This window comes from Mesorhizobium sp. M0106, from assembly GCF_040322715.1.
Taxonomy (GTDB): domain Bacteria; phylum Pseudomonadota; class Alphaproteobacteria; order Rhizobiales; family Rhizobiaceae; genus Mesorhizobium.
In genome coordinates, this window is record NZ_JAMYUA010000011.1 from 101683 (window position 1) to 128158 (window position 26476).

Genomic DNA, 26476 nt, shown 5'->3' on the forward strand with positions numbered 1-26476 from the left:
CCTGGAAGTTCGGATTCTCAAATTAAATGCCATCGCATTATCGTGAAGGCCGTGCTTCCTTTGAATTTCACACGCACCTTCGGCAAATGCGATGCCGGCAAGTTGCTGGCGTTGATTCTCATTTAAGTGCCAATGGCCTGGCATGATTATCGGTTCCGTCGCAAACTCTCCGTCAAGACCGCATGAGGCATGAAGGCTCTTCAATTGCCGAGGAGCTTGTCATGTTCAAGGGCCGTCATTTCGACCAGTCGGTGATCCTGCTGTGCGTACGCTGGTACCTTGCCTACACTCTCAGCCTGCGCGATCTGGAAGAGATGATGGCCGAACGCGGCTTGAGTGTCGATCATTCCACAGTGCATCGCTGGGTCGTCCGCTTCTCGCCGCAACTGCTGGAGCGCTTCAACCGGCGCAAGCGGACCGTCACCGGCAAGTGGCATGTCGATGAGACCTACATCAAGGTTCGCGGTCGCTGGATGTATCTTTACCGTGCCATCGACAGGGTCGGCGACACGGTCGAGTACTTCTTCAGCGAACACCGCGACCTGTGGCGGCCAAACGCTTCTTGCGCAAGGCGCTTGCGCGGCATGGCCGGCCGGATCGCATCGCCGTTTGACAGATGAAGCCGTTCGCCTGTTCCGGCGCTGTTTTGACAGGGCGCGCATTGGTCATTCGGCCCATCGCGCTTTTCTGCGGCCCGCCGTTTCGCCCGACATCAGGGAACGATATCGCCCCCCATGTATTAGAAACTGATGGACACTATGGAACCCCACGGCCACGGGATAGCGGCCGATATTTTGACATCGGAAGTTGCCAATGCCAGGCAGCGCATTCACCGGACCGAGCTCGCGCTTCAACGCACTGAAGAAATGCTGGCCGAAAATCTCGCGCTGTGCAGCAGGATACGAACTGCGGTCGAGGCCGCAGACCGCTTGGTGAAGATCGATCCCCCCAGCTTTGAAGGACGTCGCGCGGGTTGAACTGGGCAGGCGTTTCATTCGTCGCGACCTTGCGGCACCCTGCCGCAAGAGCCTGCCCTGTTGGCATCACAGCGTGAGCAAACATTGGACAGAAGCATTCCAACGTTCACGATCTGCAACACCGACGCTAGATCGACACGAATCTTCAGTTCAAAGAGCGAGGATTAATGCTGCGGCAAACGAAGGGGTCACGGGGGTCTTCGCGCGAGCCAGTTATCCGATCTCCCGCTCAGAAGTTTCTTCCAAATATTCCGACCTCCTGATGGAACCCATTCGTTGCGGGCGAGTTGCGGCTCATTGGGAGGGACTTCCCGAACATGACAACGAGCAACAAAGCAGACCATCAGTCTGTCGCCGAAGCGTTTCGGAAACTGATCCGTTCCGAAGGCTATCGTCATCACGTACAAACGTTCTTAAATTTGGGGGTCGAACCAGAACTGCCGCCAACCCTACAGTCATTACTTGCGGCTATTGATCGGGCCAAACAGGGCCCGACGGAAGAAGGTCCCTAGCCGGCTGGCTGAGCGTCAGGTCCAAAGAGTATAGAGGCTCGCTTCGTGGCTTGTCCCCCTGATTCCCACTCAGAAGTTATCAAACATTCTTCTTGATTTTTCTCGACAGAGGATCATGAATGTTCCCTTGGGTTCTCCCTGAGGTAGGAGGCCTTGTATGAACATTTGGACGAACTGCCGACCCGACAAGGTGACTGCCAAACACCTTGTTCACGAGCTGATCCTACAAGCCCGTCGCGGCCAAATCATCTCCGTCAAAGAGACTATTGCAGCGGTTCGCCGAGACGGGCCACATGTGGCGGAAACTGACTGCGAGCTGGTGGAGCTTATCGTCAATGTTGCCCCAGCCTTTGGCCTGTTCGTCGGGTTCGATCTTCGCGAATAACCGCCTCCTCAACAGGGCGGACCGTGGCGACACGGTCTCGATCAAAGCGGCACTACGCGAAGCTCGGGAGACTGCGCCTTATTTGGTGGCCTCCGACGAAGAACTAACCGAGGCGATCGTCGAGGCAGCAACTGCCATGGGCCTCTGCGTGGCTTTCGACAGTCGCGAGTAGCTGTCAGCCAACTTCAGTCACTGTGGCACCGCAACGGAGGCGCGCCGTCCTGCGGCATTTTCAATAGGCAGAGGTAATCCACAATTACCTTCGCAAGCTGCTAAATCTGCCTGTAGAACGGAAGCTGCCGGCTGAGCAAAAGTATTTGCTGGAGGAACTTGATCGGGCCGACAAAGAGTGACGTATGGCTCTCCACTGGTTCAACCCTCCGGTCCCGGTCAAGACCGAGCGTCCCGGGATCATCCACAACGTCAACAACGCCGAGACAGCCGGCGAGGAGCTGATGAAGTGGACCAAGCGTGGCCCTTGCTGGGACCTCGCGGTGCGCGTTTGCATGGCCGTGATTTTCGACGAGATGGAACCTGAGGAGGCCCGCAAGGCATTCCTGGCTGCTGCAAAAGAGGAGGGGACATTACTCCCCCAATGACAAGTAGCTAACTTGGATGCGGTACAAGGTTCTAGGTGCCTCTGACCAACACCGCCCTCGCGAAAGGAGCCCGCCGCCGGTGAGGGAGAGGCGACGGACCCCCCCACAGCGGCTGCACATCCACGAAGATACCGCTGCAAGCTCTAAACCCGCGAGGGCCTACATCGTTCCTTAGCTGCGGCTAAAGCGGGGTTGGTCAGCGGGCTCTTCCCGCTCTAAGTTCCCTCTTATGGGTCTCCTCTGGTTCGCTCCCCCCGGTCTACGTGAAGACGAAACGTCCGGGCATTCGTAATGGGGTCAGCCACGTCGAGGGAGCCGCCGAGGAACTCCTGGTCGGAAGCGAAACTGCTGCAGCGGTCGTCGGCCGACGACGCTTCGTGATGTCGAGAAGCCGGCCACACAGATCAAAGTTCCGCTGCAGGCGCCTGCACAACGCTCGCTGCTTTGAAAGCATCCCGACGAGCGACGAGCTGATCCGCCTTGCCGGTGCAATGGAGCCTGTCACGCGCCCCGGCATTCAGCACCATAGGCGCGAGCATCCCGGCTGCGGCAAAAATGCAGGATGGGGTTTCGCCAAACCTAGGAAACCATCGCATTGGTACTGCTTTGAAGACCGTGCTGATGGCGAAGCATTTCTCTAAGGAGCGGATGATCAGAGCGCCGAAACGACCCGACCGCCCTAGGGCAAGGAAGGCGCGTCAACACTCTACGCTACGATTGCTGGCCGCCCGTCGTCACGGCGCATATGCGACGTTCCGTCAGCCGCCGATCGCGTTCCTATCCACGACAATCGCGTGGTGGTACATTCGGTTGATTTGGCGAATGTTTTTTGTCGTCAACTCACCGGGAAACCGGGGAGGTGGTCATGAGAATTATTATCACTCTAGCATGCGTCGCCCTTCTTGCAGGTTGCACAACGGCAGGCCCCCCAGGGCCCCAAGGGCCTGTCGGTCCAAAAGGTCTTCCCGGCAAGCAGGGACCTAAAGGTGCAATGGGGGCTGAGGGTCCGGCGGGGAAGGACGGCGTCGGCGGTTGGGAAATCACGCAGTATTCAAGCGCGAGTGATACAAGCCCAGACAAATCCGCACAGGCTTGGTGTCCCAAGCCAAAAGTCGTCATAGGTGGCGGTGCCAGCGCGTCAAATTCAAATGCTCTAATTTCTAGGAGCTTGCCGGTTACTTCCCCAGCTCCAGGGTGGGTAGCACAAGCGCATGTAGCCGCTACGTCCCCAACAGCTTGGACGCTGACAGCCTACGCCATTTGCGCGCTTGTCAAATAGTCGGCGCTTGGCCGGGCCGGTGAACTTTGCGTTGTCGCGTCTTGGAGACACAAACGGCGTTCTAGTCTTCATCCCAAAAATCCTGCAGCGAGGCGTGCCGAAGGTCTTCCTCGTCCCGGAGGTGCTTCACGCGGACCTTGATGCCCGCTTGCGAAGGCCATAGTTGAGACGGTTGAAAGGCTGAGCCGGTGCCCACCGCGTCGACCAGTTGCCGACCGACTAGTGCAGCTTCTGGACTCTCGCCCGGAATGGCGGCATTCTCTCTTCCGGGAGAGCGGCGTGGGCAAAAGCCACCGTTATCAAGGCGCCAATCAGGCTGACCGCTGGCGAAGGCGCGCCGGCAGAAGAATGCCGTCACGGCGGCTGCCGCGACCCCTCTTGGGGCTGATCTTCCTCGGCGCCGGCACGCTTGCCGCCGCAGTTACCCAATTCGCGATCCAGAGCATCGCCGGCCAACAGAGCACGATAACAAACTGGACAGAACCATTGCCTGGCCACATGGAAGGCCGCGCCTCCGTGATCGATGGCGACACAGTAGAGATTGCAGGCCAAAGGATTCGTTTCAATGGCATCGACGCGCCCGAGAGACGTCAGCACTGCGACGACGCCAAGGGCTTTGACTACCCATGCGGGCGCCGCGCTGCCCAAGCCTTGGACAAGTTCCTGGCAGCTTCGCGACCGCTGCATTGCAGTTTTGTCGATCGTGATCGGTACGGGCGTCTTGTCGGGAACTGCGATCGGGCGGACGGTCGTAGCGTTCAGCGCTGGCTTGTCGAGCAGGGCTTGGCACTGGACTGGCCCCTCTACAGCCACGGCGCCTATGCGGGGCAGCAGGCGAAGGCAGAGGCGGCAAAGCTCGGTCTGTGGGCCGGAACTTTTCAGGCGCCTTGGGAGTGGCGTCTAGCGCACGCCGACAACCGACCGCTTTCTAACCAGCCGCTTGGCTTCATCAACCGCCATCAGGTCGCACAAAGCGGCTATTCATGCGAGCCGCGGCGCACCTGTTCCCAAATCAGCTCGTGCGATGAAGCAAGTTGGTACCTAGCCAACTGCTCTTGGGGCCGCAAGCTAGACCGCGACAAAGACGGCATCGCCTGCGAAAGCCTGTGTTGAACCTGCAGGTGCTGCCGCTTCACGGTCGCACGCACGTCGGTGTTGGCGCCGCGGCGCGTTGGGGTGGGTTTGGTCATGTGGAGGGGTTCCTAATGAAAAGGCCGCCTCGACGGGTGGCTTTTAAACGGTGACGGACTGCCGTTCCAAGCGGACCAGCTATTGTCGACTAAATGAAAGCGGGAAGACCCAACGATGCCTCCAAAATACGTGCCGCCCTCCGTTCATGAGACAGCTTTCGGCGGCATTCCAAATCGGCAGGGAATTCGGCAGAGCTGAGGCCGAAGTTATGTTGTCACCGCCCGTCGATTATGATCGCCACCCATCGACAACGAGCGATGCAGAACACGGCGAGCCGACCTGACGTTATCATTCGCTGGCCTCAAGTCCGGCCTGATTTTCCAGAACTCGTTGTAACTGATGCGGCGAACTTTGACGCTGCCGTCTTCAACAATGACCGTACGAGATGTGGTCATATGGCGTCTTCGGGAAGGGCGCTCGCTGCGCGGTTCCGGCAAGGCCGGTCTTCATCATCGCCAACGCGGCGAAGGTCTTCTGTCACGCTATATAGGAACGGAGTGCGTCAAAATTCAGGGCGAGCGCTAAATGTAGTATCTGAGTTGCAGAAAGGACACGTTTAGGCGAGTATCGACTAAAGCACGAAACCTTCTATCGGGGGAATGGATGTCCGCAGAAAACGAGTTGGCTGGCATCACGACTGATATTGGCAAGATTTTCGGAAAGATCACTATCAATGAATTGCCGACACAACTTTATGCCCCGCGGCTAAAGCGGCTGGCGATTGAGGCCAATGCAATTCTGGATTCGCATTTTGGGCTAGCCAATTCAGGGGCCTGCAACCGGCTCGGTTGAAGCCGATGGTCGGGATGATGCTGAGGACCACTTTCTGGCTGAAGAGTTTGCCGAGATCGATGCTGTCCTGGCGCGCTCGTCAAAGCTCCTGAGTGGCGCCGACGTGCCGGCGAGGGCACAGCGTTCGGACGACCGGCCGGACCTGATCTACGATCTCGACTGGAATGAAGAAGAACGGCTGGCCGAATGGCAGGCCGTCATCGCCGAACGCGAGACCTGCCGGTCGTCCTGCGCGGCGCGATCCTCCTCGAGGCCTGGTCCGAAATCGAGGTGCTGCAGCATGCCGCCTGGCTCGGGCCGCTGCTGGAGGCCGCGCTGCTGCGGCGGGAGGGCCTTGCCGCCAACCATCTCGCCTGCCTGCATCTCGGCGCCAAAAACATTCCGCGCGAGCGGCGACGGGGGGGCGCATCGGCATCACCGCAGTGCTCCATACCTGGGGCTCGGCGATAACACACCATCCGCACGTGCACATGATCGTGCCGGGCGGTGGCATCTCGCCGGACGGAAGCCGGTGGATATCGTCACGTCCGGCCTTCCTGCTGCCGGTGCGCTGGTAGTCCCAGCCCCAAGGGTAGGTCTGGTTCGTCATAGGATCGTGGCGATCTCGCGGGTCTTGGAAGAATTGTGGCGCGTTCTGACCCATGCCCCGCAAGATCAGGCACTGCGCTGATGGATCCCGCCAATTTCGAGGACGGGCGGCAGCTCCAGTCGGTCGCCGAGATCAGGGCCGGCCTTGGCCCCATTTGAGGAGAGTGGCAGCGATGCTTCAATGACGGCTGAAACAGATTGCCGTAAAGCCGCACCACAGCATAAAGTTGACCAAGGGCCGCACCGCGGCCTGATCAGGTCAAATCGTGGCGTGGTCATGGTCCGCGACCGAACTGGTCTCATCACCTTGGCAAACAGCTCATATGACCAGCCCGAGGCGGTATGCCCGCCTGATGGGTGAGCCGGCGTCGGCATGATCTCAGGGCAATGACCGCTTCACTCCTCACCGGCTTGGCAGGATGGGAAAAGTTTTTTAAGCCGGCTGGCGCAGCCACTGCCGGTCGAAGGTCTCGAGGATGGCGTGGAACTCGGCAGGCGGGATCTGGCTGGGGCCGCCGTCGCGCCTGTCTCCGATGAGGAATTGCGCGAGCTGCCGGTCGACCGCTTCCGGCCGCTCGATGATGAGGCCGAGCGCTGCCAGGTCCTCGGCGATCGATCTGTCAGACGAGAGATATCCGCCCCATGCCTCGGGCGCCGGATCGTGCAAGCGCACGATCAGTATTCTGGTCAGCGAAGGCTTTGGCTCCGGGCCGATGATGGCACCGCCACACATATAGCCGCCGAGCACGCTTCCCGGCTGCGACTGCGGGAACAGGCAGAAGAAGAAGTGGGCGTCGCCGTCGGTCTCCTTCAGATGCACATAGAGGCCGCGTTTTGCCAGCGAGACCTGCCCGCTGATCAGCAGTTGGCCGGTTGGCAATATCTCTCGATAGGAGGCGGTCAGGCCGTGCCCCTCCGGCCCGGCTTTTTATCGACAGACTGCCCCTGATCAGCTGGCCGTGATGATAGGGCGACAGAGCCTGCGAATAACACGCGTAGGCTCCGGCCAGGGCGGCGCCAACGCTTCGGTTCTCATGCGCGGAGGTCTTCGGTGGTCCACCGGCGCGGCGCTCCAGTTCGGCCATGCCGATGCCGTGGCGGGCGCAGATTGCCGCCGTAAAGGCTGGGAGGTCGCTCTCGGCAATCCAGGCGCCGGGCTGCTCCAGGCCAAGAAGCTTCGACCAGTCATCATAGACGCTGAGCTCGCGCGGCTGCGCGCGACCCTGCAACCATTTGTCAGCGCGCCCGAGATCGAACGCCGTTTTCGGGTTGATAGCCCGGAATGCCGCCGGAGCGCGTGGGAGCGGAATGTGCTGTGCTGCCAAATGGCGTCGCGAACGCGCGGCTCTGCCAATTCGAGCAGCACCGCAGTAACCCCGCCGATGAACAGCGCAATAGGATTCGGAAAATACGCCAGGACACCGAGTTGGGCGGTAACAGCGCCGGCTCGCCTTGCGGGATCAAGAAGTCCATCTGAGATCCGAGCCGCTGGCGCATGAACGAGTGCCCAAGAGTATCCACACGACGCTCAAGCGGGCGAGGCAGAGGAATGATGCCCGAGTTGCCAAACATGGTACGCCTCCAACTCCTGGGAACAAAAAGCGTTAGACCTGTGGCTAGCGGATGCAATATGCACGAACGTCTTTGGTCTTCCCGTCGTTCCAAATCCCAGTTCGAGGGCGGCGTCCTGTCCGACAAGCGGGCGCTGCGCACGAGCGGGCATCGGCTACCATGGGTCCTTTCATCCTGATGCGATTACGATTCGGTCGGGCGCGCCAATAGCTGCTCCCGTCACGAAGACTGCGGAGACACGGGGTGGGTATGAGCGTAGCGCGTATGCAGGACTGGCGTCGCGGAGGGCCGCTTTGCGCCTAACGACGGCCATAGGGGCGTCTTTTGCCTCCGCTCGGAAGCAGACGCCGGAGAACAACCAATAGTCAATACCGAAGCTGGAGCCTGAGCCAAAGAGATGCCCGAGGAGCGTACAGCAACTAAGACGCCTGCCAAATCGTCCCGTCGGGCTGCTATCGGTCCGATACCGTCGGCTAGCGCGCACCCTTTTTAGAGCTTGGATAGGTTTTGCCGATATCTATCGGTAAAAGGAGCCGGAAAGTCATGACCGAGATCTGGCACTCACTCCTCGCCAATCTTGCCCTCGTCTCCATCCTGGTCGTCGCTTGGGACCTTGTGGCGGATTTCACGGGGCGTCTCCCGCAGCGGGTACAGTCGCTGCTTCTCGGCTTGGTCATGTGCGCGGGCGCGATCATTTCCATGGCGACGGCTCTGTCCGTCTCCGGCTTCGTCGTCGATCTGCGGGCCGCTTTTGTCGGAGCCGCCGCGTTCTTCGGCGGGTGGCCGGCGTTGTTCATCGCCACCGCCGGCTCCATTGCCTATCGCCTCTATCTTGGCGGGCAGGGTGCCAGCGTCGGCATCGTGAGCATCCTGATCACCGCCGTCGTCGGTCTGGCATGGCACCACATCGTGGCGGCCCGGTCGCGCACCATGTTCGACATACTTGGCCTGGGCGTGTCGGTCGCGCTTGCCGGGCTGATCACCCTTCTGATCATCCCCCCGCAAGTCGTCGCCGGCTTTGTGCAGCAGAGCACGCTCCCGTCGCTGGTGTTCCGTTTCCTCAGCACCTTCATCATCGGCGTTCTGCTCGATCGCCAGCAGCGGCGGCGTGATCTCGCCATGTCCAACATGATCTACCGGGCCATGGTCCGCGAGCTGCCGGATAGCCTCAACATGAAGGATGTCGACGGCCGCTTCATCGCGGCCAATCCAGCCACCGCCGAACTGGTGCGCGCCGCCTCGGTCGAGGACCTTATCGGCAAGACGGATTTCGATTTCTACCCCAAGGACGTGGCCGAGCGCTTCAGGCAGGATGAAACGGGCGCGCTGGAGGCCGGGCAGACATTGCGCATCGACCAGCCCGCTCTCCTACCGGACGGCAGGCAGGGCTGGCTTTACACGCTGAAAACGCCTTTCCGCGACGAGGCCGGCAAGATCGCCGGCGTCATCACCTACAACCGCGACATCACCGAGCAGAAGCGCACCGCCCAGCTCAAGAACGATTTCATTTCCACGGTCAGCCACGAATTGCGGACCCCATTGACCTCCATCCGCGGCTCGCTTGGTCTGATCGCGGCCGGCGTGGCGGGCGAACTGCCGCCCAAGGCCGCCAATCTCGTCAACATCGCCCACACCAATAGCGAAAGGCTGGTTCTTCTCATCAACGACATCCTGGATATGGAGAAGATCGAATCAGGCGTGATCACCTTCAAGATCAAGCAGATGCCTGTCCGTCAGGTCCTGGAGCAGGCCATTGCCGCCAGTTCCAACTACATGGCCGACAGTCGGATCAGGATCGTTCTGGTCGACGATGCCCCGCGCGCCGAGGCCAACATCGATCCGGATCGCCTGCATCAGGTGATGGCGAACCTGCTGTCGAATGCGATCAAGTTCTCGCACACCGATGGCACCGTCACGGTGAAACTCCAGCGTCATGACCGCGACATGCTGCGCATCTCCGTGGTGGACCAGGGCGCCGGCATCCCCGAGGCGTTCCGCAGCCGCCTATTCGGCAAGTTCGAGCAGGCGGACGCCTCCAGCACGCGTAAGATAGGCGGCACCGGCCTGGGCTTGAGCATCGTCAAGGCTATCGCCGAAAAGCTGGGCGGCGCCGTTTCCTTCGAAACCGAGGAAGGCAAGGGAACAGCGTTTCACGTCGAGCTTCCCGAAGCGCACAGGCAGGCCGAGAAGCCGGTTTTGGTCGAGCGCCGGGCGCGCAAGCGCGATGGCCGCCTGCGTGTCCTCATCTGCGAGGACGAGCCCGACGTCGCTGCGGTGATCGCAGCACTTCTCGATGCTGAAGGCTTTTCCAGCGACGTCGCGCCCGATATCGACACCGCCAAGGCGCTCCTGAGCTCCCGCGACTACGTGGCGCTGACGCTCGACATCAAGCTAGCGGAGGAATCCGGCATCAAGCTCTTCTACGAGATCAGGGCATCACCGGCCAATTCCGACATTGCGGTCATCGTCATCTCCGCTGTCGCCGACGAGGCCAGGCGCTCGCTGAACGGCAGCGCCGTCGGCATCGTCGACTGGCTGGAGAAGCCGGTGGATTCGAAACGGCTTCACGCCGCTCTCGCCAAGATCGTCGGCCGCAGGATCGAGCCGAAGCCGCAGATTCTGCATGTCGAAGACGATGAGGGCGTGCTTGCGGTGATGTCGGAGGGGCTGGGTTCGAGCGTCTCGATCACATCCGCAAAGACGCTGCAGCAAGCCCGGCAGGCGGTCGCTCGCCATCGCTTCGACCTGGTCATCTTGGACATCGCACTTCCCGACGGATCTGGCCTCGACCTCCTCGTCGATCTGCCGCTCGAGACCGCGGTCATCGTGTTTTCGGCGGCGGAACTCGACCAGAAACTCGGCGACCGGGTGCAGGCGATCATGACCAAGACCAGGGCCTCCGAAATCGATGTCGCGAAGCTGGTCAGAAGCATGCTGATCGCTTCTCGCGACGGCAGCGCGCCGACCCCTGGCAAGGAGTGACGATGATGCCGGCAAGGATCCTGTATGTGGATGACGAGAACGATATCCGCGAAATCGCCCAGATGTCGCTCGAGCTCGATCCGGAATTCGAGGTGCGATCCTGCTCTTCGGGCATCGAGGCGCTAACCGATGCCGCCGATTGGCAGCCCGACCTCATCCTGCTCGATGTGATGATGCCGGATATGGATGGGCCTGAAACGCTGAGGCGCCTGGCCGATTCGCCGCTGACGGCCTCAATCCCCGTGGTGTTCATCACGGCGCGCACCCAGACGCATGAGGTGGAGCGCTATCTCGCCATGGGAGCCGTAGGGGTTATCGCCAAACCCTTCGATCCGCTGGCGCTTGCAGGTGAAGTGAGGAAGCTGCTCCCGCAGCGCGATGGCCCGGCCTAGACGCGCCAGGGGAAGGCGGCGGCAAGAAGCTGTCGGCAAGCGCGGTTTGCCGTTTGCGGCTCCTATACCATGGGCCGATATTCATCTAGTGATTGTATCGAAATGCAACCGTCGCGAATCAGCTTTATCTATGATCGCGCGGCGTTGGCGGGCGCGGGGAAAGCTGCGCGGAATTCTGGCATGGACCACTTTGGCGGATGTCGGTTCATGGGTTGATCACTCCGGGGGGCGACGGAACCGGAGCAGGACTGGTGGATGGAGCGAAAGCAAGAGTTCTGATCTGCGATGATGATCCCTTGTTGCTCGAGCTGATGGAATTCAGGTTGAGGGCGAAAGGATACGAGGTCATCAAGGCGGTGGACGGGGCCGAAGCGCTGGCGAAGGCGGAGCAGGACCGCCCCGACATCATTGTGCTCGACGCGATGATGCCCAAGGCCGACGGCCTGGAGGTACTGGCCCGCCTCAAAGCCGATCCGGCTCTGTCGGAAACTCCAGTGATCATGCTGACCGCCCGCAAGGCTGAAAGGGACATTGTCTCGGCCCTTGAGAAAGGAGCCGACGACTACCTGGTGAAGCCATTCATCCCCGAGGAGCTTCTGGCCCGGCTCGCGCGTCTGATCTCGCGCAAGAGCGGGAAACGCTGATGAGGCGCAGTCGGCGCGCAGCTCTGGCCGTATGCCTGATCCTGGCGATCGCCGCGCCTCCCGGCGCCGCGCTGGCGCAGACGGTCGACGAGCTCTACGCGTCCGGCGTCAAGGCCAGGCAAGCGCAGCATTTCGACGAGGCGGCGGACCTTTTCCGGCGCGCGCTGGCGCTCAAGCCCGACAATGCCGACGCCCTGGTGCAACTCGGCTTCGCCGAGCTCGGCCGCGACAATCTGCCGGCCGCCCGGCAGGCCTTTTCCAGGGCGCTGTCCCTTGCCGCGACCTATCGGGACGCCAGCTTCGGCATGGCCGAGGTCGAGTTCCGCTCCGGCAATCCGGATGCCGCGCTGCCGCTCGCCGAGAAGGTCGCGCAGGCCGATCCCGGCAATGCCGACGCCGCAGCGCTTGTCGAGAACATCCGCAAGGCGAAGCAGGCTGCCGGCAGTGAGGCGAAACGGGCTCCCGCGGTTCCGGCGCGGGCAAAGGAACCGGCCAGCCGGCGGCCCGATCCCTTCGCCGGCCTGATGGAGCAGGGCAGGCGCCTGCGGGCGGCGGGAAAGCTGCCCGAAGCGGAGACGGTCTATCGCCGGGCGCTGAGGCAGGCGCCGAAGAACACCGACATCCTGGTCGCCCTTGGCCTTGTCGTCGGCTCCAGCCGGCGCTTCGACGAGGCGGGGCATTTCTTCGACCGCGCGCTTGCAATCAAGCCCGGCCTTCTCGACGCGCGGCTTGGCAAGGTGCGCCTGGCGATCTGGCAGGGCGATGCGCCGCGCGCCCGGGCGCTGGTCGACGGCGTGCTTGCCTCGGCGCCGGACAATGTCGAGGGGCTCGACCTGGATGCGAGAATTGCTCTGCTCGAGGTCGACTACAGGCGCGCCAGGCAGTCGTTTCAGCGCGTGCTTGCGGCCGATCCGCGCAACGCCGACGCGCTGGTCGGGCTCGGCGATGTGCGCCGCGCCGAGGGTGACGACGACGCCGCGCGGGAAGCCTATCGCCAAGCGCTCGCCATCGAGCCAGGTTCTGCCGATGTCGAGCAAAGGCTGGCCGTGCCGCCGCCGCGCAAATGGCGACTCGACCTCGGCGGCGAGGTGAGCGATCTCACCGATGGTCTCGGCGACTGGACCGACAGTTCGGCCGGCCTTGCCTATCGGCTGTCGCCGCGCACGACGATTTCCGGCCGTGCGCGGCTGGCCACCCGCTTTGGCCACACCGACGTCCAGGTCGAGGGCCGCATCGATCAGGCCTTCTCGCCGGCATTCTCCGCCTATGCTTTGGCGGCGTCGACGCCGGAAGCCGACTTCCTGGCGCGCTATTCGATCGGCGCCGGCGCTTCGTGGCAGCTCGTGGCGCCGGCAAAGGCGTTCGGCCCGTTGTCTCTGAACATCGACGCCCGCTACGACAATTTCGCCAACACAAATGTCACCAGCATCTCGCCCTGGGTGCAAGGTTATGTCCTCGACGGCCGCCTTGGGCTTTCCGCCCGCTGGGTGCATGTGCAGGACGATGTCGGCACGCGCGCGAACGGCTATGTGCTTCGCGCCGACCTTGCGGTGACACAGCGCTTCAATTTGTTCGGCGGCTACGCGGACGCCCCCGAAATCTCCAACGGCACGCTGGTGCCGACGCGCACCGTCTTCGGCGGCATTTCCTGGGACGTCAGCGACCCGCTGACGCTGCGCGCCAGCATCGCGCATGAGCAACGCCCGACATTCGACCGAAGCATATTCGGGCTCGGACTGACCGCGCGGTTCTGACCATGTGGTACATCTGGGATCTATCCATATTGCTCACCGCTCTTTCCCTGGTAATCATGCTGTTCCTGATCGCGCGCCGCGTGCTGCAGGAGCGCTGGGGCAGGGCTGGGGCCGACCAGCGGCGCCAGCTTCTGACGGCGCTGATCGCCTTCACCGAAAACCGCGACCGCGAAGTCCTGAAGGCAGCGGTGCTCGTGGTCCCGGCGGGCGTGGCGATCAATGCCGGGTTCGAGTTCATTTCGCTGCTGCGCGGCGAGGAGCATGACGACGTCCTTTCCGCCTTCAACGAATGCGGCCTGCCGGCCCTTGTCGGCAGGCAGCTGGAAAAAGGCAACGTGGCCGATCGCATACACGCGGCCGAGATGCTGGCGGCGCTGCGTTCGGAAGGTGCGGTGGCAAGCCTGCTTTCGGCGCTCGACCACGACCGTTCGCGCGAGGTCAGGATCGCCGTCGCCATCGCGCTCTGCGATCTCGGCAGCCTGCCGCCGCTCGGCATTGCGCTGCGCAAGATCGGCGTGGCGGGGCAGCGCTCGCGGCGCCTGATCGAGCTTTTCAGGCGCTTTCCGCCGGCGCGCCTCCACCAGCTCGCGGACCATGCCGCGCGTGTTGACGCCGTGCCCTTCATTCGAGCGGCCGCGATCGACGCGCTTGCCCGCGCCGGCGGCTTTCGCTTCGCCGATTTCTTCGCCCGCCTGGCCGGCGACGCATCGCCCGAGATTGCCGCCGCGGCGCTGCGCGCGCTCGGCCTCACAGGACACGCCGACGCGCCGGCGATCCTGGCGACCGCAATGGCAAACGGCAACTGGGACGTGCGCAGCGCCGCCGCCGATGCCGCTGGCCGGCTCGGCCTGTCTGAACTCGCCCCGCCACTGGCCAGGCTGATGGACGATGAGGCGTGGAACGTGCGCTATGCCGCCGCCAATGCGCTGCGCTCCTTCGGCCAGCCGGGAGAGCGGCTGCTGCGCGACATTTCCGACAGCGAGGTCTCGCGCAGCCAGCGCACCGCCTCGCTCGTTCTTGCCGAGGGGCCGGCCTTATGATCGCCGACTGGAGCCACGAGATCGTTCTTGCCGCCACCATCCTGTCTTGGTTCATCATCGGGGCGGGGCTGGCGCAGACGATGATCTATTTCCTGCAGCTCGCCGTCGCAGGCTATGCGCTTTCCAAGCGCCCGCCGGTGGCGCGCTCGGCGCTGCTCTGGCACCGTTATGGCGACCTCGCGCCGCCGATCGCGCTGCTGGTGCCCGCCTATAACGAGGCGTTGAACGTGGTAGAGAGCGTCCATTCCATGCTCGCGCTCCAATATCCTAATTTCGAGGTGATCGTCATCAATGACGGCTCGAAGGACCAGACGCTGCAGCGCCTGATCGAGGCCTTCAGGCTGGTGAAGTTCCATCGGCCCTATGAGGAGGCGCTCGCGCACAAGCCGATCCGCGGCCTCTATTCCTCGCCGACGACCGAGCGGCTGTTCGTGGTCGACAAGGAGAATGGCGGCAAGGCCGACGCCCAGAACGCCGGCATCAATGTCTGCCGCGCGCCGCTCTTCTGCGCGATCGACGGCGACTCCATCCTCGAGCCCGATGCGCTGATGCGCGCCGCTCAGCCTTTCATCGACGACCCCGAGCGCACCATCGCCGTCGGCGGCACGATCCGAATCGCCAACGGCTCGAAAATCGAAGCGGGCAGGGTGCGCGAGATCCATCTGCCGCGCCGCCTGCTGCCGCTGCTCCAGGTGGTCGAATATCTGCGCGCCTTCCTCATGGCGCGGCTTGCCTGGAGCCGCATCAACACGCTGATGCTGGTCTCCGGCGCTTTCGGCGTGTTCCGCCGCGCAGAAGTGGTGGCGGTGGGCGGCTTCACCAGAGGTTCGATGGGCGAGGACCTGGACCTCGTCATCAAGCTGCACCGCCATATGCGCGACGCTAGGCGCAAATACCGCATTCAGTTCATTCCGGAACCGGTGTGCTGGACGGAGGCGCCGGAAACGCTGAGCGTTCTGGCAAGGCAGCGGACGCGCTGGCAGCGCGGCGCGCTCGAATGCTTCTTCCGCCACCGCGCCATGCTCTTCAATCCGCGCTATGGCCGCGTCGGCTTCCTCGGCTTCGGCCACATCTTGATTGCCGACGTGCTGGGGCCCGTGGCGGAGGTGCTGGGCTACATCCTGATCCCGGCCTTCTGGCTGCTCGGCATCCTGTCGGCCGAATATCTTTTGGCCTTCACCTCGCTCATCTTCACCTATGGCGTTTGCGTCAGCGTATGCTCCCTCATCCTCGAAGAGGCCGAGCTCCAGCGCTTCCCGCGCGCCCGGGACCTGGCCGTGCTGACGGCGGTCGCCGTGATCGAGAATTTTGGCTATCGCCAGCTCAACAATTTCTGGCGCCTGAGGGGCTGGTGGCAATTCTTGCGGGCAGACCAGAACTGGGGCGAGATGACCAGGACCGGCCTTTCCGGCGCCAAGAAATAGGCATGGCCGGACGCATCATTGCAGCGTCCGCTCGATCTCCGCAATTAGGGCATGGAGCGCGGCTTCGGCCGCCCCTTCATCCCCATTCTCGATCAGCAGCGTCTCCAGCGCGGACGCCCGCGCGCTGATCTCCCCAAACCCGAACGTACCCGCCGCCCCCGCCAGCGAGTGGGCGATACTAACCATTGCATCGCGGGTGGGGGGGGCATCGCCTTGACGTGCAATGGCCTTCAGCTCCGCGAGCTGATCGGCGCATCGGACAAGGAAACGCTGCCGGAGAGGGGCGAAAGGATCGTTTGAAATGAGGTGGCGCTCCTCCTGGATCGTTTCGGCGGGTATTCAAGCAGAAAGCGGCTTGGGTCGAAACGGACTGCTTGTCGCGCATGATCTCCAGGGCAACGGCCTTCTCATACACCATCAACCACGACGGGATCTCGTCCCTCCGACTTAGCACGGAATAGTGCCAGGCCGGCGGCTTTGACGAGATCATTCAGGCTCTCGTTCTCGTTGGGTACCGTTGTAGCGACGCCAACGCTGGTCACTCTGCCGCAATCGTGCGGAATGTTCAGATCTCGCACGCTTTGGACGAGCCGGAAGGCTATTTCGTTCGCATGTTCCATTGAAGCGTCAACCAACACGATCACAAACTCTTCGCCCCCATATCGTGCAGCCAGGTCGTTGGAGCGACCAGCGCCAGTTTGGATTGCGCGGGCAATTTGTTTGAGCACCTCGGCTAGCCGGCTGTAGCCGACCACATCCGAGACCAGGATCGCTGCTATTTTGCGGGTCGCACTCATCTCGTGCTCCCTCCATCCAGCCATCCAGTCTGGCACTACTGCCGACCAGGCGCGCTGTCTCACTGCTTCGAAGTCGCATAAAAGGCAGTGCGGAATGCACAAAGCAGCAGGAGAAGGGGGCTCCGTTCATAACGCGTAGGCCCCGCTAACACCGGCTGAGTCCGCAATTCAGCCAATCCGGCCGTTTCTGCCAAGCCAGCGCAGGCACCTTGCGGTTCGTTTCGCGCCGGTTATAAGGCCGGCGCCCTCGCCGGCTTCGTAGGGCACTTGGTGACGGGAGGTAGGTTGCCAGCCGCGTAAGCCTATACCAGTTCTTCCCGGGCCTTCTCGACGGCAGCTTGCGGCGTGTACATGTCGATCAACGCAGGGGTGCCCGACATGGTCGCTGGTAGCCTTCCGCTCGCAAGGCGACAGTGTATGGCCGCCGGCGCGTTCAGATAAGCCGCAGCCGCCGCTTTCGTCCTGTGTGGCCTCTTGCCGCCGCGTGGCTTGTTGGTGACATACGCGGGCCGCTGCTCGTACCAGCAGCGTCGGTGTAGGTAACAAGCATGCCGCCTTCGGCCTTCTTGCGAGCGCCGGGCTTTGTGTAGAAGTGCATGCCAGCAATTTCGGCCACATGGCCATCAAAGTCCGGTCTCATGCTACGCCCTTCAGGAGGCGACAACATTCCGCAAGCACAGCACATCACCCAGCCTAGCGGCTCGCTCCATCCCGTGCGCGGCCCTTCAATCCAGCCCAACGCCCCGGCATATGTCACGCTCTGACGGCCGTATCTGATGCAGAACCTCCGGCCACACTTCGTCGAGCCCATCCTATGCCGGCTCCACCATAGTTTCAGACGTCACCTCGTCGCCTGGCACGTCATGCGTCTCGGCGTCGTCGGGATTGGCGTCTCGCGGGTTAAGATAACCCTGCGCGCCTTCCGTACGCGTTTGGCCGGTGGTGTCGGGGATCTCTTGCAGCACGGCAAGCGCTGCGGCTGGATCTTCTTTGGCCGGCCAGTGCACCGCACGCATGCCGCCGCGGAAACGAGTGTTGTCATTGTCGGCACGGAGGGCGCCGGTGAATTCCCCAGGTTTGAATTCCGGCTGCCAGGCCGGGTAGTCCCATGATGCGATGCGCGGAGCGGGTAAAGAATAAATCCGAAGGAGGCGGGCGAGCACCCCTATGCCACCTTTCTTTCTCGCCATCTCGCTCGTTATTAATCTTGCCCTTTCGTAGGAGGGCTGTGTGGTGTTGGAAACAGGTGAGCAGCAATATTATCGGCAGCTTGGCGGCATGAAGAAATCTTAAAAAATGCACTCCGAGATACGTTTCTGGATGTGAAGCTAACGACAATCTTCAATTTGATTCGTATAGAATCGCGTGTTGTGAACGCGTAGTTGAGGAGCCCCCGAAATGAACGCAAAGCTCAAAAGCGAAGCCCGTCGCAAGGTAATTCTTCATGGACACCTTAATAACAACCGTTGAAAGATATTGCGACCAAGATCGGATGCTCACTGGCGAGTTTAAGAGTCAGCGCCAGTAAACTCAGTTGCACTCGAACCCCGACGGAGGCGGCGGAATTTCGGCGTGGCTTTCATATGCCGGAACACAAACGGGAAGAAATCTCGCGATTGCGGCGCAAATTCTGGGAATCTTAACAGTGTAATCATCAGATGTCGAGTTAGGTTATTACGGACGGATACTATCACTTGAAGACTTTCTGCAGATCACGAGTAGCTTTATTGGGTAGGGGTAGAAAATGACTCTGATCGATAGACATAGTGATCCTGTTTCGGGTAGCCGATACATTGCGACAACGACCAAGTATAACCATGAGGCGCATACGACGCGGCCCTCTTATATTTTTCCTCCAGATCGTGCATCGGGCGCAGGGGTCGGGGAGCCAAGAGCACGCAGCCTGGAATCCATAACCGGCATGCTTGATCGCATCGGCTGCGGCTATCTCGTGCTGAACCGCGAGAGGAAAGTGCTCGAATGGAACGCAGCCGCTCAAACCACGCTGGAGCGCCAGGGAGAAGTGGCCGATACGGCCAGCGGTCTTTCCGTGGCTTTGAGGCGGCTGCTCGCGAATGTTCCGGCCCATTTCCTGCCGGGCTCATTATCGTGGGTGGTGATCCGCAGCAACGGCGACAGGCCGGTGATATTGAACGAGAACGGGTTTATCGCTCCTGACGGAACGAGCATTGTGGCGTTACTGGATCGCGAGAACAGGTCGGGGCCAAATCCTCAGACACTGCAAAAGATGTTTGGTTTGACGAGCGCGGAAACGCACTTGGCGTTGCGCTTGGCTCAGGGCGACGCGCCGCTGGAGATCGCCCGCAGTTGGCGCCTCAGCCGCACCACGATCCGCTCCCAGCTTGCCTCGCTGTTCGCCAAGACCGAAACGAAACGTCAGGCCGAACTGGTGGCTCTTCTTGGGCGCATTTCAGTCTTGCCATAAGGGCCGTCGTTTGGATCCATCTCAGCAGACAGCCAATCCCGAAACGCTTTGATTTTCCGCTGGGCGATGGCGCGGGGCGGGCAGAGGAGCATGAATCTCGAAAAGAGAGTCACTCGCACGCACCAAAGCCGCAATGGCGTCTACGGACAAGCACACAGGCAGGAGGTTGATAGCTACTGCTGTGCTTGGGGTCGCCTACTTCGTAGCCTATCCATATTCCCCTGGTTTGATGCGCCTCATCGGCATCGCGTTTGTAATTTGCGCCTTCTACCGCACGCAGAACCCTTAGATATCCGGCCTGTGGTTGCCCTATTATGCCCCCGGTCGCTTGTTCTTGACGTAGCCCAAAGCCTCGACGTGCGTCCCGTCGACATCTGTGACGAGCACAAGTTTCGGCGAGAATGCGCTGGTGCCGTCGGTGCCGACGACCTTGACTATCCGTCCGCTTTCCGGGTGGAGGCATCGAATTGGGTGGTTAGGGCGATCATGTCGTTTTCTATTTTCTCTGCTCAGATTGAACCGCCGGTTGTCACGTTGTGATTATGCTTTTGCCTGCCTTTCTGTGCCCCTCATAATGGGCAAAGAACCGGATTCAGAAGCATGCTCACAACGTAACAACGAGAGAAAATATATCTTCCACATGGCCATCAGCTCTTCTGGAAACGGCTTCATGAGATGTTCCGGGTCGGGGTCGTCAGCCAGGTCATGTAGTCTTCGGGCGTCAGAATCATCGGCATACGGTTGTGGATCGTCGCCATGAGCGGATTCGGCTCACAGGTCAGCAGCGTGAAGGTGCGGATGTTGTCGCCGCTAGCGGGGTCGCGCCTCCCAGAGCGCCGCCAAGGGCGAACGGCTCGCCCGACTTCATCGCAATGGCATAGGGCTGTTTGTTCTTGCCGGTGCCGAAGATGTCCTTCCATTCAAAGAAGCCGTCGATCGGCATCAGCGCGGCGTGACTGATAGGCGGCTTTGAACATGCCGCGCTGCGCTTCGAGCCATGATAAACGTGGTCTGGATGGGCAGCCACAAGCATCAGAAGGGAGAAGCGCAGCGACGCATCATGTGGGATTGGATGTGTCAGTGAAAGAGACCGCCATTTGCATTGGACGAAACAGGCCAGATTTGCCGCCAGATTTGCCGCGAGATAAAGATGGCGAACCATCCGGAGAATCTGGCACGGGTGCTCAAGGAGCCCAGCTGGTGGGTTGAGCGGGTTGGGCTTGAAGCCGGGCCTTGTCGCAGTGGTTGTTCGAAGGCCGGCCAGGGCCGGCCTGCCGGTGATCTGCATCGAGACCCGCCACACCAAGGCATTTCCTTAAGGCCCAGGTGAACAAACCGACCGCAATGATGCCCGCGGCATTGCGCAGATGCGCAGATGATGCGAGTCAACCTGTTTCGCCCGGTGCATGTGAAAACCCTGACGAGCCAGAAGCGCCGGGCGCTGCTGACCGCCCGCAAGCTCTTGCAGGAAAAGGCCATTGCCGTTGAGAACGATCCCCGCGGCTTGCTACCGAACTTCGGAGCGGCTGCATCTCGCGTTCGAAGCCGCGCGGCTTGCATTCGGCGTACGGACACGCACATCGCGGATTCCTGCCTACATGCGTGAGCCGGTCGCGGGGCTGCTCGACAAGGGCTTTGCGAGGACGCTCGCGAAGTTGCTTGATCCCGGCAAGCGCGTGCCACTGCCGAAGTCGCCCTCGCCGTCGAGCGACACGATCTATCTCACGGTCGTGGACCGCGACTGCACGACGCCACACTTCTGACTGCGCAGCGACGGCTGATCGGCACAGGCGGCCCGACATCCCCCCAACCCGGACGCCTGCCGCCTGTGCCAGCCCCCAAGCCATTGCGAGCATCTGCGCACGTGGCCAAATTGTCGTTAGCCTCGCATCCGAATACTTATCCGGGCGTACATATCTCGCTCTTGCAGCGCTCTTGCACGCCGTCCTTTGGCTAATTTCGGACGACCTTCGTCAGTCCATCAAAAGCACCACAGCGGGGTGCAGCTTCTTCAGATTCGGCAATGATTTCGATTGCCAGGGTATGTCTGGCGTTCCACGCACGACGAGTCGAACATCGGGATGCTTGCGCACCTCGATGGTAAATTTCGCGAGCAGGTTGATGCCGGAAGAGTTTAGAAAGTGAAGATCCTTAAGATTGAGCGTAATGGAAGCGGGATTACAGGCAAGAACACTGGTCGCCAACGCCGAGATAGGCGCACCGGCCTCGGAACTGGCAAGCCGCATTGCACCGTCGAAGAAAATTTCGCTTCCTTCAGTCCACACACGGTAGTCGTCTGTCTTGATTTCCATAGCCGGGCTTCGTTTCTTCTAGTTGTGAATTTGCGAGATCGGAATAGAGGCATATGTCTCCACGCAAAGCCGATCGCTTTCGTCGGCGGCGCTGAATATCCAAGCCAGGCGTGCGCCGTAGTCGCTCATCAACGTCAGCAATCCAAGTCCGGAGCCTGCCATGTCGGGGTTGGCGGCATTCTCTTCAATTCGCTGTATCAGCAGGTCCACGGGGTCGCCAACCGTGAGATCTGCCAGGAGACTTTGGAACTTAGAGGCATCTTCACCATCGACGTCGTTCGACACCTTGAGCTTGAAGCACTCCGAATCCATCGACGCCTCGATCAAGATCTCACCTGGTGCGCGAAACTTGACCGCATTTTCGATGAGTTCGTTGACCAGATATCCGATACTATGCCGCACTTCCATGTAGTCATTGCGGGACGACCGGAAGCGCAACGCGAAAAGATCGGCGATGAAGTCCGAGGTCGTGGCACAATGACGCCAACTCAAGTCGAGAGGTCCGTCGAACAGCCGCACGCGACTGACGCTCTCCTTCATCCCGATTGCAACGTCAGGGGTCCCGAACAGCGTTGTCATGGCTATGTGTGCCTTATGATCACGAGGGTGATGTCGTCGTGGATCTTCTGGATCCCGATATGGGCCATGAGATCCTCGATGATCCCGGTTTTGATTTCCTCGGCGCTCCCGCCTTGACGTTTTCGTGCGCTCTGGCAGAGGCGCTCGAACCCGAACAGCCTTCTGTCTTGGTCTTCCGCCTCGGTCACACCGTCGGTGTGCAGCACGATCACGTCGCCACTGCCGAACGGGATGTCGCGCGTGGCAATGAACTTCGAGATGTCATTCTCCAGGCCAACCGGCAGACCCAAATCCATCGTGTCGATGCGTTCGACGTCCCCGTCCGCACGCACGACGAGAACGTCCTCATGCTGGCCGGATAGCGTTACCCGCTCATCCTCGAAGTCAAGGAAGGCCAGCGAGAGATGCTTGCCGGTGTTCGTCCGCTCGATGTTCTTGTAGATCGCTCTGTTCAGCCGATCCAGAAACTGATGCGGATCCCCCTCATTGGTCTCCTGCAGCGCGCGTGCAACGGATTGGACCATGAGCATCAGCACGCCGCTCTCGAGACCATGACCGGTCACGTCGCCGATGCCAATCTTGACCCGTGACCCGTTCTGCAGGACGTCATAATAGTCACCGCCGACCTCGTCGGCCGGCCGCATGTAGGCCGCGATCTCCAGCCCCGGAATCGCTTCGAGTTCGAATTGTTTCGGCAGGACCATCATCTGGATCTGTCTGGCGACCGCGAGTTCAGCACCAAGGCGAACGTTTTCGTCCTGCAGCTTTTCGTTGAGTGCGGAAATCTCCTGATTTGCGTCCCCAAGTTCCCTTGTTCGTTCGTCGACGAGTTGCTCGAGGTTTTCCGTGTGAAAGCTGATCTGCTCAGCCATGCGGTTGAAAGCGACCCCTGCCGCTCCAACTTCGTCGCGCGTTGGGATGCTCACTCGGACTGAATAGTCTTTGGACTGGAGCCGCTGGGCGGCGCTGGCAAGCGCCCTGAGGCCCGCGGTGATCCGCTTCGAAATTCCGAGCACGGCGGCAAAAACGATCAGAAGCGAAACGACGATCGCGGCGATCTGAAAGAGCAGGATACGGTTGGTTGCACGGGAAATACTCTTCTGCGCGGCGAACAGGGATGCATAGATCTCCCGTTCGGGAACGACGATCCCGACCGACATCATTTCGGACTTGATCGGTCCCGAACTCCACAGATTGGTCGGCTTTAATCTTTTGAGGACAACAATGTAGGGTACGCGTTCGCCCTTGTCGGCGAGCATGACATGCTGAATGACACCGTCATTGTTCTGGTCGAGAGGCAGCGACGCGATAGCCGGCTGCGTACTTCCCCGCAGGGACCTCTCCAGGCCGGTGACGCCCTGGGTGCCCGCATCGCTCGATGAAGTCAGGCCGATGATTGCCTGGCCTGAGGGATTGATCGCCACGACGTTGCCAGTCGACATTGTGAGAAAGCCGAACCCGGTCTCAGCGATCTTCACACGTTCGACGACTTCCGCGAGTTGATCGAGAGTGATGTCTGCTCCCGCCGTACCAGCGATACCGGTGCGATCGCGCGTCCACAGCGGGTGGAAAAAGCTGACGATTAGCTTTCCCGTGATCGCATCGGTGTAAGGCGCTGTCTGGGTGATATCGTCAGAGACCGGACGTGAGGCTGGATCCCTGGCCCATTGCTGCCATGACCCATAGATTCCCGGAAAGAAAAACTCCCAGAACTCTGCCTTGTTGTGGCCTGGGTAGAGCCGGTCGAAGGTCTGTGCCTGGTCCGTATACGGCACCGTCCTGAAAATCGGCCGTTCCTTTGGACCAATATAATACATTTGCAGCTTGGACGACCCGCTGGCCATGAGCGTCGGCGCAACGAGGTCCAGCACGGTGCTGTCTTCTATTTCCTGCTGAACGCTTGGCAGCGGACTGTGGTCGGCGCCCAGCAGGTAGCCCCAGACGCTGACCACGGAAGGCGCTCCCGGCAGGTTCTGCGCCCAATCGCCCCGCGAGTCGTAGACGACCTTCACGGAGCCCGGCGCCTCCTGCGAAAGCGTGGCTCCGACCTGTTGTTGCCTGCTTGGATCGTCGATCTGGGCCTGCAGCACGCCGGCCAACGCCTTGACGTCCCCATGGACTCGATCGAGCAGCAGGTCGACGCTTAACGCTGTCGATTCGGCATAGGAACGAATGTATTCCTGGTTTGCGATCGTCAGGCCCTCACCGACTTCGGATGTTGCGTCGCGCGACAGCTTTTGAACATTCCAAAGCGCCAGGCCACCGCTCAAAAGGAGGTCGAACAATACCGCGCCGCCAACGACCAATACGAATTTCGCTCGAAAGGAGCGCAGGCCGAATCGCGGTGTGGGCTCATCGTTGGCTTTCATTGCGGCCGTCGCCCCGATGCGACCCAGATCGGCCAACCCGCATAACCCTTGGGGTGGAGCGCAGCGAAAATATGATCCTCGAAGCCCTGCCGGAAGCGTGCGACGAACTCCGGTCCATCGCCGCGTCTGGTCGCCATCTCGCCCGCATAGACGTCCGCCCAGGCCGCAATGACATCGGCGAAGTCCTGCGGATCCCCGTCCAGGTTAGTGACCATGAAGGTCTCCACACGGATGTCTTCGAATCCGGCTTCGATCAGGTATCGCCGGCTCTTGGGCCCAAGCTCGACATCCATCTCGAAATGCCCGAACAGCTTCGCCACCTCGTTGTAGGTCCAACGAATGCTTTCGGCGCGCGGCTCGCCGAGGCAATGCGAATTCTTCTCGTTGGTGATATAGACCCGCCCGCCTGGCTTGCAGATGCGGTAGAGCTCCTTGAGGATGAGTTCAGGTCGATTGAAGATTTGAAGGGAATGTCGGCAGGTGACCAAGTCGAACTGCGCTTGGTCGAGCAGCATCTCCGACGCATCGCCATAAGTATATTCGATGCCCCGGATGTCGAATTCCCGCATCACTTGTCGAGCATAGTTCAGGCTTGATCTGGAGTGGTCGAGGGCGACGATCCGCGATGGCTGGAACTCCTTCTGCGCGAGCACGGCGAAATCACCGATCCCGCAACAGACATCGGCCATGACGATCCCGGGGCTCATGCCGTGTCGCGGCAAGATTGTGCGCTCGTGGCGCCAAGTCATCTTTGTCTGAGTGCGCAGGATGGGTACGAACCCGCCTTCTTCAAGAAAACCCTGCCCCGGATAAAATTCAGTGTCATACTCCTCGACGGTGATGTTCGGTTCAATTCCGCTCAGGCGACCGAATTTTCGCGAGGTCCATCCGACGACGCTTGACGTGATGACGACGAATTTGAGATCGGGTCGAGCGCGACAAGCGTCGATGATGATCCTCGAAAAGGTGTGAAACGCCGCGTTGTTCATCTGCGTCAGGCGCCTGACATTGACGTAGAGAACGCCGCGCACACGGCCGATCGCATCGCGAAGTAATGCTATGCTGGGCCCAAGCTCATCGATCGCCTGAGGCCGGACCACTCCCGATATGGAGAACTCCTGGTTGTTCGCGTCGTATTGCGCCTTGAAGCGCGGGAGAAGGTCGTAAGGGCTCAATTTTGCAGGCCCTCGAGCGGAAGATCCACGACAAGCTTGATTGCATCGCCGTCCGCGTCCTCGATCCAGAGTGTCGCGTTGTAGTCGACAGCCAGTTCCAGGAGTATGACCTCGCGGCTCGGCGCGAGATCCCCGGACACCGAATTGAGGTATCGCTCTCTGGCCTCTATTCCTGCAAGTTGCGACACGGCTTCTTCGTAGAATTGGCGCTCCTCCGGCACGCAAGGAAATGTCAACTCGATCCTATCCGTCGCGCCATGGCGAGACACCCTGCATGCCAGTTCGCCGTCGGCATGGCGAGTACGAAAGGCGACTTCCAGCAATTCGTTGAAGGCGGAGGAAAAGAGATTTGAATGGTGGACCGAGTCTGACCTGTTTTGACTGATCATCCGGGCCACGTATGTCGAGACATAATCGCAATGCTTCCAAGCGGAGACAAAAGCTTTGATTTCCATGTCGATCTGGATCATCGGCTCAAAAGTCGGCTCGCCAGCCAGGTCATGATGAATAGGTCCCATCGGCATCTCACTTGTTCCATCAGTATTGAGCTCTCGCGGGGTGATGGCCTCCGCGATGAAAAATTTCTCCGCGCCCGTGATGAGTCTGTCTCGCACCCACTCGAGGAATTGCGCTGTATCTGCCTCGATCATTCTAGAATCTCCGCCTC

The 26476-nt window shown here is 60.9% G+C and carries 24 protein-coding genes and 4 pseudogenes; 16 read left to right on the plus strand and 12 right to left on the minus strand.

Annotated features, from left to right (window positions below; genetic code table 11):
* Positions 1-221 precede the first annotated feature (221 nt).
* Positions 222-610, plus strand: a pseudogene (locus NKJ55_RS13665) (IS6 family transposase); the annotation flags it as partial.
* Between the two features lie 55 nt (positions 611-665).
* Here NKJ55_RS13665 and NKJ55_RS13670 read toward each other — a convergent pair.
* A complete protein-coding gene (locus tag NKJ55_RS13670) occupies positions 666-995 on the minus strand; it encodes a hypothetical protein (RefSeq protein WP_352450351.1) in 330 nt (109 codons plus the stop codon).
* Between the two features lie 651 nt (positions 996-1646).
* On the opposite strand from NKJ55_RS13670, the gene NKJ55_RS13675 reads away from it, so the two are divergent.
* The 6 genes and pseudogenes from NKJ55_RS13675 to NKJ55_RS13700 all read left to right on the plus strand — a co-directional run.
* Positions 1647-1874, plus strand: a complete 228-nt coding sequence (locus tag NKJ55_RS13675) for a hypothetical protein (RefSeq protein WP_352450352.1) — start codon at positions 1647-1649, stop codon at positions 1872-1874.
* 356 nt (positions 1875-2230) lie between these two features.
* On the plus strand, positions 2231-2473 hold the full coding sequence (locus NKJ55_RS13680; protein WP_352450353.1) for a DUF982 domain-containing protein: 243 nt from the start codon (positions 2231-2233) through the stop codon (positions 2471-2473).
* A 1558-nt stretch (positions 2474-4031) separates the two neighbouring features.
* The gene (locus NKJ55_RS13685; protein ID WP_352450354.1) at positions 4032-4865 is read left to right on the plus strand and encodes a thermonuclease family protein; all 834 of its coding nucleotides are present in this window, start codon (positions 4032-4034) and stop codon (positions 4863-4865) included.
* 681 nt (positions 4866-5546) lie between these two features.
* A complete protein-coding gene (locus NKJ55_RS13690; RefSeq protein WP_352450355.1) occupies positions 5547-5735 on the plus strand; it encodes a hypothetical protein in 189 nt (62 codons plus the stop codon).
* Positions 5736-5921: 186 nt separating this feature from the next.
* Positions 5922-6185, plus strand: coding sequence for a DUF1612 domain-containing protein (locus NKJ55_RS13695; RefSeq protein WP_352450356.1), 264 nt, complete (start codon positions 5922-5924; stop codon positions 6183-6185).
* Positions 6134-6286, plus strand: a pseudogene (locus NKJ55_RS13700) (transposase); the annotation flags it as partial. The gene NKJ55_RS13695 and the pseudogene NKJ55_RS13700, both read left to right, overlap by 52 nt.
* Before the next feature lie 470 nt (positions 6287-6756).
* Here the strand turns inward: NKJ55_RS13700 and NKJ55_RS13705 are convergent.
* Both NKJ55_RS13705 and NKJ55_RS13710 read right to left on the minus strand, forming a co-directional pair.
* The gene (locus NKJ55_RS13705) at positions 6757-7203 is read right to left on the minus strand and encodes a hypothetical protein (protein WP_352450357.1); all 447 of its coding nucleotides are present in this window, start codon (positions 7201-7203) and stop codon (positions 6757-6759) included.
* A 69-nt stretch (positions 7204-7272) separates the two neighbouring features.
* Complete coding sequence (locus tag NKJ55_RS13710; protein WP_352450358.1) at positions 7273-7689, minus strand: hypothetical protein; 417 nt, start codon at positions 7687-7689, stop codon at positions 7273-7275.
* Positions 7690-8438: 749 nt separating this feature from the next.
* On the opposite strand from NKJ55_RS13710, the gene NKJ55_RS13715 reads away from it, so the two are divergent.
* The 6 genes from NKJ55_RS13715 (at position 8439) to NKJ55_RS13740 (ending at position 16131) form a co-directional block, all read left to right on the plus strand.
* Entirely contained in the window at positions 8439-10877 is a 2439-nt protein-coding gene (locus NKJ55_RS13715) for a hybrid sensor histidine kinase/response regulator (protein WP_352450359.1), read from the plus strand.
* Positions 10878-10882: 5 nt separating this feature from the next.
* Positions 10883-11269 carry a response regulator gene (locus NKJ55_RS13720; RefSeq protein WP_352450414.1) on the plus strand — a complete coding sequence of 129 codons (387 nt, stop codon included), beginning with the start codon at positions 10883-10885 and terminating at the stop codon, positions 11267-11269.
* Positions 11270-11520: 251 nt separating this feature from the next.
* The gene (locus NKJ55_RS13725; RefSeq protein ID WP_352450360.1) at positions 11521-11913 is read left to right on the plus strand and encodes a response regulator transcription factor; all 393 of its coding nucleotides are present in this window, start codon (positions 11521-11523) and stop codon (positions 11911-11913) included.
* Positions 11913-13667 (plus strand): YaiO family outer membrane beta-barrel protein, encoded by a 1755-nt coding sequence (locus NKJ55_RS13730; RefSeq protein WP_352450361.1) that lies wholly within the window; start codon positions 11913-11915, stop codon positions 13665-13667. Before NKJ55_RS13725 ends, NKJ55_RS13730 begins: the two co-directional genes overlap by 1 nt.
* Before the next feature lie 2 nt (positions 13668-13669).
* Positions 13670-14707, plus strand: coding sequence for a HEAT repeat domain-containing protein (locus NKJ55_RS13735; RefSeq protein ID WP_352450362.1), 1038 nt, complete (start codon positions 13670-13672; stop codon positions 14705-14707).
* A complete protein-coding gene (locus NKJ55_RS13740; protein WP_352450363.1) occupies positions 14704-16131 on the plus strand; it encodes a glycosyltransferase family 2 protein in 1428 nt (475 codons plus the stop codon). Before NKJ55_RS13735 ends, NKJ55_RS13740 begins: the two co-directional genes overlap by 4 nt.
* A gap of 15 nt (positions 16132-16146) precedes the next feature.
* Here the strand turns inward: NKJ55_RS13740 and NKJ55_RS13745 are convergent, their stop codons facing one another.
* The 3 genes from NKJ55_RS13745 to NKJ55_RS13755 form a co-directional block, all read right to left on the minus strand.
* Complete coding sequence (locus NKJ55_RS13745) at positions 16147-16470, minus strand: Hpt domain-containing protein (protein WP_352450415.1); 324 nt, start codon at positions 16468-16470, stop codon at positions 16147-16149.
* A gap of 68 nt (positions 16471-16538) precedes the next feature.
* The gene (locus tag NKJ55_RS13750; RefSeq protein WP_352450364.1) at positions 16539-16928 is read right to left on the minus strand and encodes a diguanylate cyclase; all 390 of its coding nucleotides are present in this window, start codon (positions 16926-16928) and stop codon (positions 16539-16541) included.
* An 812-nt stretch (positions 16929-17740) separates the two neighbouring features.
* Positions 17741-18118 (minus strand): hypothetical protein, encoded by a 378-nt coding sequence (locus NKJ55_RS13755; protein ID WP_352450365.1) that lies wholly within the window; start codon positions 18116-18118, stop codon positions 17741-17743.
* A gap of 731 nt (positions 18119-18849) precedes the next feature.
* Here NKJ55_RS13755 and NKJ55_RS13760 point away from each other — a divergent pair.
* Complete coding sequence (locus tag NKJ55_RS13760) at positions 18850-19374, plus strand: helix-turn-helix transcriptional regulator (RefSeq protein WP_352450366.1); 525 nt, start codon at positions 18850-18852, stop codon at positions 19372-19374.
* A 540-nt stretch (positions 19375-19914) separates the two neighbouring features.
* Here the strand turns inward: NKJ55_RS13760 and NKJ55_RS13765 are convergent.
* Positions 19915-20354 (minus strand): annotated as a pseudogene (locus NKJ55_RS13765) (SOS response-associated peptidase); the annotation flags it as partial.
* 31 nt (positions 20355-20385) lie between these two features.
* Here NKJ55_RS13765 and NKJ55_RS13770 point away from each other — a divergent pair.
* Together NKJ55_RS13770 and NKJ55_RS35625 are read left to right on the plus strand one after the other, a co-directional pair.
* Positions 20386-20896, plus strand: a pseudogene (locus NKJ55_RS13770) (IS110 family transposase); the annotation flags it as partial.
* 76 nt (positions 20897-20972) lie between these two features.
* Positions 20973-21137, plus strand: coding sequence for a hypothetical protein (locus NKJ55_RS35625; protein WP_502896535.1), 165 nt, complete (start codon positions 20973-20975; stop codon positions 21135-21137).
* A 210-nt stretch (positions 21138-21347) separates the two neighbouring features.
* On the opposite strand, the gene NKJ55_RS13780 is transcribed toward NKJ55_RS35625, so the two are convergent.
* Genes NKJ55_RS13780 through NKJ55_RS13800 form a run of 5 tightly spaced genes read right to left on the minus strand, consistent with a single transcriptional unit; the run spans position 21348 to position 26327 of the window.
* Positions 21348-21686, minus strand: coding sequence for a slr1659 superfamily regulator (locus tag NKJ55_RS13780; RefSeq protein WP_352450368.1), 339 nt, complete (start codon positions 21684-21686; stop codon positions 21348-21350).
* A gap of 18 nt (positions 21687-21704) precedes the next feature.
* Entirely contained in the window at positions 21705-22265 is a 561-nt protein-coding gene (locus tag NKJ55_RS13785; protein WP_352450369.1) for a slr1658 superfamily regulator, read from the minus strand.
* 2 nt (positions 22266-22267) lie between these two features.
* A complete protein-coding gene (locus tag NKJ55_RS13790) occupies positions 22268-24634 on the minus strand; it encodes a SpoIIE family protein phosphatase (RefSeq protein ID WP_352450370.1) in 2367 nt (788 codons plus the stop codon).
* Positions 24631-25809: a methyltransferase domain-containing protein gene (locus tag NKJ55_RS13795; protein ID WP_352450371.1), complete on the minus strand. Its 1179-nt coding sequence runs from the start codon at positions 25807-25809 to the stop codon at positions 24631-24633. Before NKJ55_RS13795 ends, NKJ55_RS13790 begins: the two co-directional genes overlap by 4 nt.
* Positions 25806-26327, minus strand: a complete 522-nt coding sequence (locus tag NKJ55_RS13800; RefSeq protein ID WP_502896732.1) for a ubiquinone biosynthesis methyltransferase UbiE — start codon at positions 26325-26327, stop codon at positions 25806-25808. The genes NKJ55_RS13795 and NKJ55_RS13800 overlap by 4 nt, the downstream gene beginning before the upstream one ends.
* Positions 26328-26476: the final 149 nt, after the last annotated feature.